This window comes from Ruegeria sp. YTSA108, from assembly GCF_059610185.1.
Map to the genome: position 1 here is coordinate 168274 of NZ_JBXWND010000005.1, position 13145 is coordinate 181418.

The window sequence follows — 13145 nt, forward strand, 5'->3', positions numbered from 1 at the left end:
CCCGATGGGATCTAGGAAATGTCGCAGACATACATATCGGTATCGTCGGTGGAATGAGCTGAGGATCGCGTGAACCCCGATTTCTGTAGCACACGGGCAGAGGCGGGATTGCTGTGCTCGACCCCGGCCAAAAACCGAATGGCGCGGCTCGTGCCGCAGGCCGCGATAAAGCCGGACACAAGTTCGGTTGCATAGCCACAGCCCCAGGCTCGTTCGGCAAACAGATATCCAAGGTGAATGGCTGGTGCGGCCTGATCTTCGGGTTCTGAGGCCAGTATCAGCAGTCCGATCAGCTGATTATTTTGCCTTAGCCGAACAAGAAGAACATCGCTTTCGGTCTTGCGTGCCGCGATCCAGTCGGTCATCCCGCTGGGCGTTTCTTCGACCTGCATCGAAGGCGGCAGGGGCTCAAGAACCGCTGGTGTCAGGACGGTTGCCAACTCGGCCGTCAACGCTGAAAGGCGACCAGCTTCAGAGACTTCCACTTGCCAGTGGCAGACGGCAAGCCGCTCTGTGGTGAATTGGTCCGGGATCATGCCTTGGCCAGTCGCAATTAGTATCCATTCCAGTCTAACAGACGGGCTGATTTTGCGTCAGGCCCCTCTTAACTCGCCCGAAAACGCCTTTGACAATATGGCAGACAGCTTTTCTGCGTCCTCATCCGTGAACGCATCAGGCTGGTCACTGTCGATGTCAAAAACCGCGATGACCTCGCCCGAGGCATTGCGCACCGGAAGCACCAGTTCGGACTGCGTAGACGAGGCGCAGGCGATGTGACCTGGAAACGCATGCACATCCGCCACCAACTGTACCTTTCCGGTCCGCGCCGCGGCACCACAGACACCGCGCCCGAAGGGAATAACCAGACACCCGTGACCACCCTGATAGGGGCCGATTTTCAAAATGCCCGGATCTGTTACGCGATAGAACCCCGTCCAGTCAAACCGATCATCGGCGTGATGAACCTCACAGGCGATTGTCGCCATCAGAGCAACTTGATCTGTCTCGCCTGCGGTTAGGGCGACGATTGTCTTGGTCAGCGTATCGTAATCAACGGTCATGGGGAGCGGGTCCGGTCAGTGATCTTGTAAACAGGTTCTACAGCACCGGACCTATGGTGGAATCGGCCCCGCGTCAAACGCGCTCAATCGCGATTGCAGTCCCCTCTCCACCACCGATGCAGATCGCCGCCACGCCGCGTTTCAGATCCCGCTTTTCCAACGCGTTCAGCAGGGTGACCATGATACGCGCTCCCGAAGCGCCGATAGGATGACCCAGAGCGCATGCACCACCATTCACATTTACCTTGTCACGCGTCAGACCCATCTCATGCATGAATGCCATCGGCACCACGGCAAAGGCTTCGTTTACTTCCCACAGATCCACATCATCATTGGACCAGCCGATTTTGGCCAAAAGCTTTTGCGCAGCGGGAACTGGCGCAGTCGTGAACAATCCCGGAGCCTGCGCATGGCTGGAATGACCCAGAATGCGCGCCCGAACAGAGAGGCCTTGCGCTTCGGCGGCTTCAGCTGACGCCAAAACCAGAGCTGCCGCCCCATCAGAGATCGACGACGCGTTGGCCGCCGTCACCGTTCCACCCTCGCGAAAGGCCGGTTTCAGCGAAGGTATCTTTTCCGGGCGGGCGGTTTTCGGCTGCTCGTCAGCGGACTGCGTGACCTCGCCTTTCCTTGTGCGGACGGTTACCGGAGTGATTTCGCCGTCGAACGCCCCGCTGTCCTGCGCAGCCAGCGCGTTGGATAGGGACTGCAGGGCGTATTCGTCCTGCGCTTCGCGGGTGAACTGGAACGCCTCGGCACAGTCTTCGGCGAAGGTGCCCATCAGACGACCTTTGTCGTAGGCGTCCTCCAGCCCGTCCAGAAACATGTGGTCGACGACCTGAGCGTGCCCCAAGCGCGCACCCTCACGCATTTTGGGCAACAGGTAGGGCGCGTTCGTCATACTCTCCATCCCGCCTGCGATCATTGTGTTGGCATGGCCCAATGCGATCTGATCGAAGGCCATCATCGCAGCCTTCATCCCTGATCCGCACATCTTGTTGAGCGTCGTGGCCGGGACCTCTTGGCCCAAACCGGCTGCAAACCCAGCCTGACGTGCAGGGGCCTGACCCTGACCGGCTGGCAGAACGCAGCCCATCAGCACTTCGTCAACCGTTTCAGCACCGGCACCCTGCAGCGCGGCCCGGATCGCGGCTCCACCCAGATCGGCGGCAGAAACACCATCGAACATTCCTTGAAATCCACCCATCGGGGTACGTGCTGCTCCGGCGATTACAACTTGCTTCATCTGGGCGCTCCTAAATTCTTGTCATTCAATGGATACCGAATGGTAAGAATTCCCGTCTAGCGTATTTCTACGAGCGATTTCAGTTAAAGGACCGTCACGTATGGGCCTGTCCAGTACTACGACCAACAATATTCAAATAATTACTGTACAATCCAACCGGATTGATGCCGCAATGGCCATTCAGTTCAAAGAAAACATGCGCACGGAAACCGAAGGTGGGGCTGTGCGCGTGGTTCTGGATCTCAGCGGTGTCGAATTCATTGACTCCAGTGGTTTGGGCGCCATTGTCGCCGCCATGAAACAACTCGGGGCTGAACGGCGCCTGGATCTGGCAGGTCTTCAGCCTTTTGTGGAAAAGGTGTTTCGTCTTACGCGCATGGACACAGTGTTCAAGCTTTACCCAACGATGGATGACGCACTGTCCGGTGCGCCGGATTGAACACAAGGAGAAACTGAACAGGCGCTAGGCTAATGTGTAACGGCATCAGTTTCGATTTGAGCTTCGCTGCGACCGAAGTCGAAGCAAGTTCTGGCATTGCCAAGTTGAGCCAGGCACTGTCGTCTAAAGGGCTGCCTGCACACAAAGCGGCTGATGTCAGAATTGCCCTGGCCGAAGCCATTAACAATGTCGTTGAACACGCCTATGCCGGAACCACGCCCGCCAGCGTAAAGGTACACTGCCGCCTGCATCAGAACTGGTTGGAAATCCTCATCTCGGATACCGGCAATCCCCTTCCTGGTTTTCGCGTACCAGAAGGTGCACCTGCACCTCTGGGGCAAAGACGTGAAGACCTGCCCGAGGGGGGATTTGGATGGTTTCTGATCCACCAACTGACCAGTGAAATCCGCTATGACCGTAGCGAAGGCTGCAACCGGTTGTCACTGCGATTCAGTTTTCTCGACGCGGATTAGGGCTATAAAACGTCACAATAAGGCCCTTTTCGAACCATTGTAGCGCCGCAAACAAAGATCAAAGTCTTAACTGTAGCTCAGATAGCTTCCCTCGGCATCGTATGTCACAGCCCCCACCCAGTGAACGATGCCGAGGAACTTCCCCTTTGATTTGACTGGACAATACCCGGACGCGCGATACCTTCTGCGCGATCACACGGGAAGGCAGCGCAATGCGGGATTTTCAGGCACCAGGCAGATCCGAAGTTTTTTCGACCGAAGGGATGTGCGCCACATCTCACCCGCTGGCAGCCCAAGCGGCCCTTGGCATTCTACAGCAAGGTGGCAACGCGATGGACGCAGCCATCGCCGGGGCAGTGCTTTTGGGATTTTGCGAACCACAAATGACCGGCCTGGGCGGAGATTGCTTTGTTCTGTACAACCGCGCCGGAGAAGATGAGGTTCGGGCCCTCAACGGCTCTGGCCGGGCACCGGCAGCAGCCAACGCTGGCAGCTTGCGCGATAAGGGACTGACTGCAGTTCCACTCAATACACCGGATGCGGTCACCATTCCCGGCGCGGTCGAGGCGTTCTGCCAGCTGGCCGAAACCGAGGGCAAACTAGGGCTGGACGCCATCCTGCAACCCGCCATCCGCTATGCAGACCAGGGCGTGCCGGTCGCCCCACGTGTGGCTTTTGATTGGGGCCCGGGTGCTAACACGTTGCAGGGGGCAGCCAGGAACCACTATCTGCTGAAAGGAGACGTTCCAAAGACCGGAGACATGTTCCGGTCCGCCGGGCAGGCAGAAGTGCTGCGCAGAATCGCCAAATACGGACGAGAGGCGTTTTACGCGGGCGAGGTCGCTGAAGATATTATCTCGACCCTGACGGCCATGGGCGGGGTACACACAGCCGAAGATCTGGACGCGACCGCTGCCACACCTACAGTTCCGGTCGCAGGGCACTATCGTGGCTTGGACCTGCTGGAACATCCGCCCAATGGCCAAGGTGCAACCGCCCTTTTGCTGCTGAATATCCTCAAGAACTTTGACCTCGGATCCATGTATCCGCTATCCGCAGAGCGTCTGCATATCGAGGCCGAAGCCTCAAAACTCGCCTACGATGCCCGCAACAGGTTCATCGCCGATCCGGATCATACGACACACGCAGACAGGTTTTGGGACCAGACAACAGCCGATCGACTGGCAGAGCTTATCAATCCAAACCATGCCATGCCCGCTGCTGCCCCACTGACCGAAGCCATTCACAAGGACACGGTTTATATCACGGTGGTCGACAGGGACAGGATGGCGGTATCGCTGATCTATTCGATCTTTCATAGCTTTGGATCGGGTATCGCCTCTGAGAAATTCGGCATTCTGCTGCAAAACCGCGGGTCTGGATTTACGTTGCAATCAGGCCATCCGAACGAGTTTGGCGGCGGCAAACGCCCGATGCACACGATCATTCCCGGCATGTTGAATCAGAAAGGCAAAATCCTGATGCCCTTCGGCGTGATGGGTGGTGCCTTTCAGCCCACAGGACATGCAAAGCTGGTCTCGCTGCTAACCGACGATGAGTTTGCTCTGCAGCAGGCCATAGACGCACCGCGCGCCTTTGCAGACGGACCTGTCTTGAAACTGGAACGCGGAATTTCGCGGAAGGTCGCGCAACAATTATCTGAAATCGGCCACAAAGTTCTGATTTCGGAAACACCTCTTGGCGGGGCTCAAGCGATCCGAATCCAGAAGAGCGGCGTTTTGCAAGGCGCAAGCGATCCGCGAAAAGATGGGTGCGCGCTTGGTTATTGACAGTATGGGCCCGGTTTCACCCGCGCTTCCATTTTTAGTTCAAATGGAAATGCAACGGATATGCGCCGTTTTCAAACGGACCAAACATATCGGGGATATCCGGATGCTCGACCGGTTCTCCGGACTGGTCGGCAATCAGATTTTGTTCAGAAACATAAGCAACATAGAAGGATTGGTCATTTTCCGCCAACAGATGATAAAACGGCTGATCCTTGATCGGCCTGCTGTCTTCGGGAATGGCCTGATACCATTCTTCGGTATTTGAAAACTCTGGGTCCACGTCAAAAATCACCCCTCGGAAGGGATGTTTTTTGTGGCGGACGACTTGGCCCAGCCGGTACTTTGCTTGTGTCTTTAGCATCACGTTTGCCCCCAAAGGTCTTACTACCCGTTTCCTCATAGGAATGCCAATCATTGATCTAAAATAATGGGAAACAGTCTGTGAACCTCTTACTGACAGTACTCGAAATCGTGGCCCCGGTCTTCCTCTTGGCGGGGATCGGGTTTGCCTGGGTCAAACTTGGCTTTGAATACAGGCTGCAATTTGTGACCCGCCTTGCGGTGACGCTCGCCGTGCCCAGCCTGATTTTCGTGGCCCTGATGCAAACCCAGATCCCGCCCGGAGAGCTGACCCGGTTCACTTTGGCCGCCATCATAGGCCATGTCGGGCTGGCGGTCGCATTTGGCGTATTTGTCCGGGCCAGCAAGCTGGAAAGGCGCACCTATCTGGCGCCGCTGATATTCGGCAACACGGGGAATCTGGGCCTGCCTCTGGCCATTTTCGCATTTGGGCAGGCAGGCTTGGGTTTCGCGGTGATATTTCTGGCCGTTACCGCCCTGTTTTCCTTTACTTACGGGATCTACCTGGTGGCGGGAAAAGGCGCTTTCGGCAAGGTAGCACGTGAACCCATGGTTTGGGCTACTCTGCTGGGGGCGCTGTTTCTGTGGCAGGGCTGGCAAACACCTGTCTTCGTGACCAATACGCTGGACCTGCTGGGACAGATGGCGATTCCGATGATGCTGATCACGCTTGGTGTTGCGATTGCGCGGCTGACCACCAGAAAGCTAGGGCAAGCGGTCTGGCTATCGGCGTTGAAACTGGTCGTGTGTTTTGCCCTGGCATGGGCAATCGCAAAAGGGTTTGATCTGGATAAATTCGCGTTCGGCGTTCTGGTGGTGCAGATGTGTACTCCGGTTGCAGTAACCTCATACCTGCTGGCCGAACGGTTCGAGGCGGATTCTGACGCGGTTGCGGGGCTGGTTATGGTCTCAACCCTGATGTCCGTCGGCGCTTTGCCTATAATTCTAGCTATTGTTCTGTAGCGATTGTGATTTCCTAATCGCTCAATCTGCGCTAGAATGAAGAAAAAGGCACGAGGCACATGAGCAGAATTCTTATCGTACTCTTCGGGGTGCTGCTTTTGGCATCCTGCGGGGGTGGTTCCAAACAACCGCCCAGCAAGCTGAATGATGCATGCAGCATTGCACGTGAACGGCCGGAATACATCAAGGCGTTCAAAAGCACCGAACGGAAATGGGGCATCCCCGTTCACGTTCAGATGGCGACGATCTATCAGGAAAGCCGCTATAAACACGATGCGCGCACACCGCATCAATATGTTCTGGGTGTGATCCCGATGGGCCGCCAGAGCAGCGCCTATGGCTTCAGCCAGGCGCTGGACGGGACATGGGATGAGTATCAGCGCGAAACCGGCAAACGCCGGGCCAAGCGGGACCGTATCCGCGACGCTTCGGATTTCATCGGCTGGTACATGAACAAAAGCTATGAGCGGAATGGCATCCAGCCAAGCGACACGCGCAATCAGTATCTGGCCTATCATGAAGGCCATACCGGTTATGCCCGCGGCAGCCATTACAGCAAGACGTGGTTGCTGAACGTGGCCAATGATGTGGATGCGCGCGCCCGGATGTACCAGGCGCAACTGTCAGGCTGTCGTTACTGAACAAACAGCGGGTCAGCGATTGCCTGACCCGCTTCTGTTCTTGTTCGAAAACAAGCTGCTGCTTAGATTTTTTTCGGTATCAAGCTGTCCCAGCAGAACCGTTGTCTGTCCGCCTGCATTATCGTGGATCACCCATTTTCGCAGCTCAACCGGATCGCCAGTGAACATCAGCTCAATTCGACCGGAGTCAGGGTTTTTCGGGTCCTGTGCTGTCACGACAGTGGCCGTTCCGTCAAAGTCATGCCCAACCACCATATTAGCCTGACCCAGATCGACATTCCGTGCCAGAACCAGAGACAGAGGTGTTCGCTTTAACGGATACTGCTCGGGCGGTTGATTGGATTTCGGATCGAAAATCTGAACGGTGCCAGCGCGTGCCAACACAACGGCGCTGTCTGGCGGGTCATATTCGAACCGCATCTTTCCAGGTCGCGCGATCCACAGCTTTCCTGTGCTCAGTGAGCCATCATCATTGACCTGTGTAAATGTCGTCTCGACAGTTTTCAGACCATTCAGGTAATTCGATATCTGCGACAGCGGCAACTTGTCCGCAGCCCAGGCGGCGGGTGTGGCCAGTGTCAGTGCAAGGGCAAAAGCAATCTGTTTCATAAGACCCAGATAAGCACTCTGCCCTTGTTATTAAATATCCTATTGCTCTGGCACCAGGATTTCGCGTTTTCCGACGTGATTTGCCGATGAAACAATGCCTTCGTCCTCCATCTGCTCAACCAGACGCGCAGCTTTGTTATAGCCAATGGCAAGTTTCCGCTGGATATACGAGGTCGAGCATTTGCGATCCTTGATCACAATCGCCACGGCCTGATCGTAAAGGGCGTCTTCGCCATTGGTGTTGCCCCCGGTGTTCAAACCCAGAACAGCGTCGATATTATCAGCCTTTTCCTCGGTCGGTCCATCGACCACACCGCTCATATAATCCGGCGGGCCGAATTGCTTCAGATGGTTGACGATTTCCTCGACCTCTTCATCCGAGACAAACGGACCGTGGCAACGTGTGATCTTCGCACCACCCGCCATATACAGCATGTCACCCTGCCCCAGCAGTTGTTCGGCGCCCATTTCACCAAGAATGGTGCGGCTATCGATCTTTGACGTCACCTGGAAGGAAATCCGGGTCGGAAAGTTCGCCTTGATCGTGCCGGTAATCACATCGACCGAGGGGCGCTGCGTGGCCATGATCAGGTGGATACCCGAGGCCCGCGCCATCTGCGCCAGACGTTGGATGCAGGCCTCGATCTCTTTGCCCGCGACCATCATCAGGTCGGCCATCTCGTCGACAATAACAACGATATAGGGCATCGACTCGGGTGCGAATTCCTCGGTCTCGAACATCGGTTCACCCGTTTCGTCGTCAAAACCGGTCTGGACCGTGCGGCTGAACATTTCGCCCTTGGACAGCGCGTCTTTCACCCGGCCATTATAGCCCGCGATGTTACGCACGCCCATCTTGGACATCTTGCGATAGCGATCCTCCATCTCTCCCACGACCCATTTCAAGGCGACAACCGCCTTCTTCGGGTCTGTCACGACCGGAGAAAGCAGATGCGGGATGCCGTCATAGACCGACAATTCCAGCATCTTGGGGTCGATCATGATCAGGCGGCATTCATCCGGCGTCAGCTTATACAGCAACGACAGGATCATCGTGTTGATCGCCACCGATTTACCGGAACCGGTGGTCCCCGCGATCAGCAGGTGGGGCATCTTGGCCAGATTGGCCACAACGGATTCACCGCCAATATCCTTGCCCAGCGCCAAAGGCAGCGCCTGATTGCCGTCTCCGAAGTCACGGCTCGAAAGGATTTCGCGCAGTACCACCATTTCACGGTTTTCATTGGGCAGTTCGATCCCGATGACCGAGCGGCCCGGCAGGGTCGAAACCCGCGCCGAGAGGGCCGACATCGAGCGGGCAATGTCATCCGACAGACCAATAACACGGCTGGCTTTCAAACCCGGAGCCGGCTCAAGTTCGTACATGGTGACAACCGGACCGGGGCGGACGCTGACGATCTCACCTTTGACGCCATAGTCATCCAGCACATTTTCCAACATCCGCGCATTCTCTTCCAGGGCCTCATCGCTCAGGTGATGGCGCTGAATGCTGGAGGGGTTGGACAGCAGGCCCAGCGGAGGCAGTTCGAAATCGGAGTGCTTTTCTTCGAACGACAACGCGGGCTGGGCCTCGGCCTGGGCCCGGCGCGAGGGTGGCGGGGTGCGGCGCACGGGTTGAGCAACCACCGGCTTGCGCGGCTCGGCCACGGGGATTTTCATCGCCGGGCGGGCTTGCGGCATCTCATCGGCGTCATCCTCGAAAACGGCCTCGTCATCGAAATCCGGCTCGGGCGCAAAATCCTGATGCAACGGTTCCTGCCATTCTGTTTCAGGCTGCGCTGACAGCATCGGCTCGGGCGGCAGCCCGGTTGATGTCACTGGCGGCTCGGGCGGCAGATCGTCCGCAGGCCCTGCGTTCAGGATCAACGGATCAGGTCCACGGCCCCGCCCTTTGGTCAGCGGCAGATCGGGATCGGGCTCAGGATCCATCTCTCCGACTGCAACCTTACGGTTGCGCACAGCGGCAGAAATCTTTGAACGGATTCGGTCCTCGCCCGGCATTTCCTCGTAACCCGCGACAGGTTCACGGTCGATCAGCTCGGGTTCGGGCATGGGGTCCGGGCGACGGATCAGATCAGGAATGCGCGACAGAAGGCCGGTCTTTACCGGTTCGGGCGCTTCCAGAAGCGGCTCGTCATAAACAGGGTCGGCAAAGGCAATCTCGTCGTCGAACACGGCCCCTTCGGCGCGGGCCAACTTGCGTTCGTCCCATTGGGCACGACGTTCGCGCGCAGCCTCCGCTGTTGCAGCAGCCCCACGGCCCAGCAGATTCATCAGTATGTCATAGGACATGACCAGCCCCAGCAGGAAGGCACGGAACCCCTTGCGCACGTCGTCCTTGGTGAAACCAAGAACAAACACGCCCAGCGTCAGCATCCCAATAGCCATCGCCAGAGACATCAGCTTGACAATAAAATGCGAGGATATGGGCAACAAGGTCAGGAAGGCACCCATGACCGTATCCCCAAACAATCCACCCAGACCAAAACTATGCGTTACGCGCCAAGCCTCACCCGGCACTAATGTCGCCGCATAGACCGAGACAATGGCGATCCAGATCGGTGCAAATATCAGGCGCGCGACGGCACGATCTTCACCGAAATGCCCGGCAAAACGCACACCCCAGCCGATCAACACCAACGCGATGCTCCAACTGCCCCAACCGACAATCATGAACAATGGCGCCGCGATCGAGGCACCAACACGCCCCATCCAGTTCTGCACTGGTGCATCCGTCGACACCATCCAGTTCGGGTCATCCGGTGTGTAGGACCAGATCATTGCCGCCGAAGCCAACCCAAGTAGGATCAGGGCGATGCCGATCAACTCTTTGCTGCGCCTTTCGATGGCGGCCTGAGTCGTGCTGTCCAGCAATGGATCGCGGTTGCGCGCGTTATATGATGCCATTTTGCCCTCGTACCTCACGAATAAATGCAGTCGCGGAGCGTGATCAGCCCCTGCCGCATCTCTGTTTTTGGGGCCACCATCGCGGCCCGGATAAATTGCTCGCCCGGGTTTTGCCCCGGATCACCTTGAGAAAGATATGCACCCGGCAGCACCCGAACTCCGGTCTGCTGCCACAGTTTCAATGCGGTTTCCTCGCCATTCTCGACCGGCAGCCACAGAAAGAACCCTGCCTCGGGCGGCATATAGCCCTGGATGCCTGCAAACACCTGGTCTGCGATGGCGTATTTTTCCTGATAGAGCGCGCGATTCTCGTCCACATGCGCCTCATCGGCCCAGAGCCTTGCGGCGGCGGCCTGCAACGGCAGCGGCAATGGCGCGCCTGCATAATTGCGTAACTGCTTGACCCGCTTGATCGTTTCCGGCCCGCCTGCAATCAGGCCAGACCGCAGCCCGGCCACGTTCGACCGCTTTGACAGCGAGTTGAACAGGGTGATCCGTTCAGGATCAGCGCCCAGTTCCTTTGCGACCGTCAGAACACCTGTAGGCGCTGTGTCGCGGTAAATCTCGGAATAGCATTCATCGGCGAAGATGCGGAAATCATATGTTTCAGCCAACCGGATCAGCTCGACCCAGTATTCACGCGTGGCAACTGCGCCCTGCGGGTTGGCCGGTGAGCAGATATAAGCGGCGACAGTGCGGTTCAGCACATCCGCGGGCAATCCCGCATAGTCCGGCAGATGATCTGTGGCCGCCGTGGCCGGGACAAAAACCGGATCAGCCCCGACCGAGATCGAGGCAACCATATAGACCTGATAGAACGGGTTCGGGCACAGAACGACCGGTTTTTGTCCGTATTTCTGTTCGGGGCACAGCGCCATGGCGGCGTTATACAGCCCTTCGCGCGTCCCGTTCAGGGCCATAACCTGCGTGTCCGGATCCATCGTGACGCCATAACGGCGTGCAATCCAGTCAGTGATCGCACCGCGCAGCTCGGCCGAACCCTCATTCGGCGGATATCCCTGAAAACCGGCAGCATTTTCCGCAATCACGTCGCTGACCCAGGCCGGAAAAGCGTGCATCGGCGCACCAATGGTCATGTGAATCACTTCACCGCCCGGTTGGTGATGATCCAACAGGGTGCGCAGGCGCGGGAATGCGTATTCCGGAAGGTTCGAAAACCGCTCGGGGAAATTCATAACTACTGCCTCAATATCGGGATCATTTCGCCCCGTTTTCAAGCAGGTTACAGTCCGGGCGGGGCTTCGTCCAGACAAAGAGGCGCCGAATCAGGGGATTGTGGCATTCAGGCCAATGCGGCCTCGGCCGCGGAACCAAGCCGCAAAAGCGCCTCTTCGGACCCCGGATAACCCATCATCATCAGCCCGCAGCCCGGTTTTCCGGTCGGCAAGGTCAGCGCTGCCAGCCCCATGAGGTTGCCGATCCGGGTGTTCCGCAATGCCAGCAGGTTTTCGGTGACGTAATAGTCATGATCGCTCATCAGCCGTTCAAGATTGGGCGGCAGGATCGGTGCAGTTGGGGCCAAAACGGCGTCAAACCCGGCAGTGGCCACGTCCCATGCACCGCGACACGCCTTCAGCCTTGACCAGGCTGCAACATAATCGGGGCCCGAAGCATTTCGTCCAGCACGGAACCGTTCGAGTATTTCGGGATACATCACATCTGGGTTGGCCTCGATCACATCTCGCCACAGGCCATAGGCTTCGGTGGTGTAAAGAACCCCCGACAGCCCCATCGCGTCGGCTAGTTCAGGGACCTCAAGAGGCAGGATATCTGCACCGGCCTCACGCAACCGATCCAGGGCATCCTCGTAAGCGACACGCGGCTCTGCGCGCAAATCATCCTTGGCGACAGTCTGCAAATCCGCGAAACGACGCCCCTTTAGATTGGCTCCGCGCAAATCAGCTGGCGTCCCGCCCTCCAGCATGGCCAGCATATGGGTCGCATCTTCGACCGAGCGGGCCAGCGGTCCAACGGTATCAAACCGCAGGCACAACGGGACTGTACCCTCCAGGCTGACCCGCCCGGCAGTGGTTTTCAGCCCGACCAGATTGTTCCAGGCTGACGGTATCCGCACCGACCCGCCAGTATCCGAGCCAATCGCGCAGGCCGCCAAGCCCCAAGCCACGGACGCCGCAGCCCCCGAGGATGACCCGCCGGGAACCGCATCCTCATCATCGATGCAGGGCGGTGTTCCGGTGATCGGGTTCAGGCCCAGACCCGAGAACGCCAGCTCGCTCATATGGGTTTTGCCAAGACATACCGCGCCCATGGCACTGGCATTTCGCAGCACGATTGCATCAGTTTTGGGAACCCGGTCTTTCAGCAGTGCCGTTCCTGCCTCGGTGGCAGTCCCGGCAGTATCGAACAGGTCTTTCCAACTGATCGGCACCCCATCCAACAATGATCGGCGCAATCCCAGCTTGGCCCGTTCCTGCGCCGCCTCAGCCTCGGCTCGGGCGCGCGCTTCGGTCACGCGGGCATAGATTCGGTCGCGATGCGGGTGGGCTGCTATCGCAGTCAGAAAGGTCTCTGTCAGTTCAACCGGGTCAATCTGGCCCATGCCAATGCCCCGACCCAGATCACAAGCCGTCATCGACAACCAATCCTGCATCAC

13 protein-coding genes are annotated in these 13145 nt (G+C 57.7%); 5 read left to right on the forward strand and 8 right to left on the reverse strand.

Features of this window, described 5'->3' with window-relative positions:
* Nucleotides 1-11: 11 nt before the first annotated feature.
* From AC2FHW_RS09575 to AC2FHW_RS09585, 3 genes are all read right to left on the reverse strand, one after another.
* The gene (locus AC2FHW_RS09575) at nucleotides 12-536 is read right to left on the reverse strand and encodes a GNAT family N-acetyltransferase (protein ID WP_142637062.1); all 525 of its coding nucleotides are present in this window, start codon (nucleotides 534-536) and stop codon (nucleotides 12-14) included.
* Nucleotides 537-593: 57 nt separating this feature from the next.
* Entirely contained in the window at nucleotides 594-1061 is a 468-nt protein-coding gene (locus tag AC2FHW_RS09580) for a GAF domain-containing protein (RefSeq protein WP_271949692.1), read from the reverse strand.
* 73 nt (nucleotides 1062-1134) lie between these two features.
* A complete protein-coding gene (locus tag AC2FHW_RS09585) occupies nucleotides 1135-2307 on the reverse strand; it encodes a thiolase family protein (protein ID WP_271949690.1) in 1173 nt (390 codons plus the stop codon).
* Nucleotides 2308-2407: 100 nt separating this feature from the next.
* Here AC2FHW_RS09585 and AC2FHW_RS09590 point away from each other — a divergent pair, with 100 nt between their 5' ends.
* The 3 genes from AC2FHW_RS09590 to AC2FHW_RS09600 all read left to right on the forward strand — a co-directional run bounded on the left by AC2FHW_RS09590 (nucleotide 2408) and on the right by AC2FHW_RS09600 (nucleotide 5009).
* Nucleotides 2408-2746: an STAS domain-containing protein gene (locus tag AC2FHW_RS09590; protein WP_142637067.1), complete on the forward strand. Its 339-nt coding sequence runs from the start codon at nucleotides 2408-2410 to the stop codon at nucleotides 2744-2746.
* 32 nt (nucleotides 2747-2778) lie between these two features.
* Complete coding sequence (locus AC2FHW_RS09595; RefSeq protein ID WP_496793553.1) at nucleotides 2779-3219, forward strand: ATP-binding protein; 441 nt, start codon at nucleotides 2779-2781, stop codon at nucleotides 3217-3219.
* A 212-nt stretch (nucleotides 3220-3431) separates the two neighbouring features.
* Nucleotides 3432-5009, forward strand: coding sequence for a gamma-glutamyltransferase family protein (locus AC2FHW_RS09600; RefSeq protein ID WP_496821835.1), 1578 nt, complete (start codon nucleotides 3432-3434; stop codon nucleotides 5007-5009).
* Between the two features lie 34 nt (nucleotides 5010-5043).
* Here AC2FHW_RS09600 and hspQ read toward each other — a convergent pair whose 3' ends face one another.
* Nucleotides 5044-5370 carry a heat shock protein HspQ gene (gene hspQ / locus AC2FHW_RS09605; protein ID WP_142637073.1) on the reverse strand — a complete coding sequence of 109 codons (327 nt, stop codon included), beginning with the start codon at nucleotides 5368-5370 and terminating at the stop codon, nucleotides 5044-5046.
* A gap of 80 nt (nucleotides 5371-5450) precedes the next feature.
* Here hspQ and AC2FHW_RS09610 point away from each other — a divergent pair, with 80 nt between their 5' ends.
* On the forward strand, nucleotides 5451-6332 hold the full coding sequence (locus AC2FHW_RS09610; protein WP_496821837.1) for an AEC family transporter: 882 nt from the start codon (nucleotides 5451-5453) through the stop codon (nucleotides 6330-6332).
* A gap of 59 nt (nucleotides 6333-6391) precedes the next feature.
* A complete protein-coding gene (locus AC2FHW_RS09615; RefSeq protein WP_142637077.1) occupies nucleotides 6392-6973 on the forward strand; it encodes a transglycosylase SLT domain-containing protein in 582 nt (193 codons plus the stop codon).
* A 12-nt stretch (nucleotides 6974-6985) separates the two neighbouring features.
* Here the strand turns inward: AC2FHW_RS09615 and AC2FHW_RS09620 are convergent, their stop codons facing one another.
* The 4 genes from AC2FHW_RS09620 to AC2FHW_RS09635 all read right to left on the reverse strand — a co-directional run bounded on the left by AC2FHW_RS09620 (nucleotide 6986) and on the right by AC2FHW_RS09635 (nucleotide 13142).
* Nucleotides 6986-7582 (reverse strand): LolA family protein, encoded by a 597-nt coding sequence (locus AC2FHW_RS09620; protein ID WP_142637078.1) that lies wholly within the window; start codon nucleotides 7580-7582, stop codon nucleotides 6986-6988.
* A gap of 39 nt (nucleotides 7583-7621) precedes the next feature.
* Entirely contained in the window at nucleotides 7622-10510 is a 2889-nt protein-coding gene (locus tag AC2FHW_RS09625; RefSeq protein ID WP_271949683.1) for a DNA translocase FtsK, read from the reverse strand.
* A gap of 14 nt (nucleotides 10511-10524) precedes the next feature.
* A complete protein-coding gene (locus AC2FHW_RS09630) occupies nucleotides 10525-11706 on the reverse strand; it encodes an aminotransferase class I/II-fold pyridoxal phosphate-dependent enzyme (RefSeq protein ID WP_271949681.1) in 1182 nt (393 codons plus the stop codon).
* Between the two features lie 107 nt (nucleotides 11707-11813).
* Nucleotides 11814-13142: an amidase gene (locus AC2FHW_RS09635; protein WP_271949844.1), complete on the reverse strand. Its 1329-nt coding sequence runs from the start codon at nucleotides 13140-13142 to the stop codon at nucleotides 11814-11816.
* Between the last annotated feature and the right edge of the window lie 3 nt (nucleotides 13143-13145).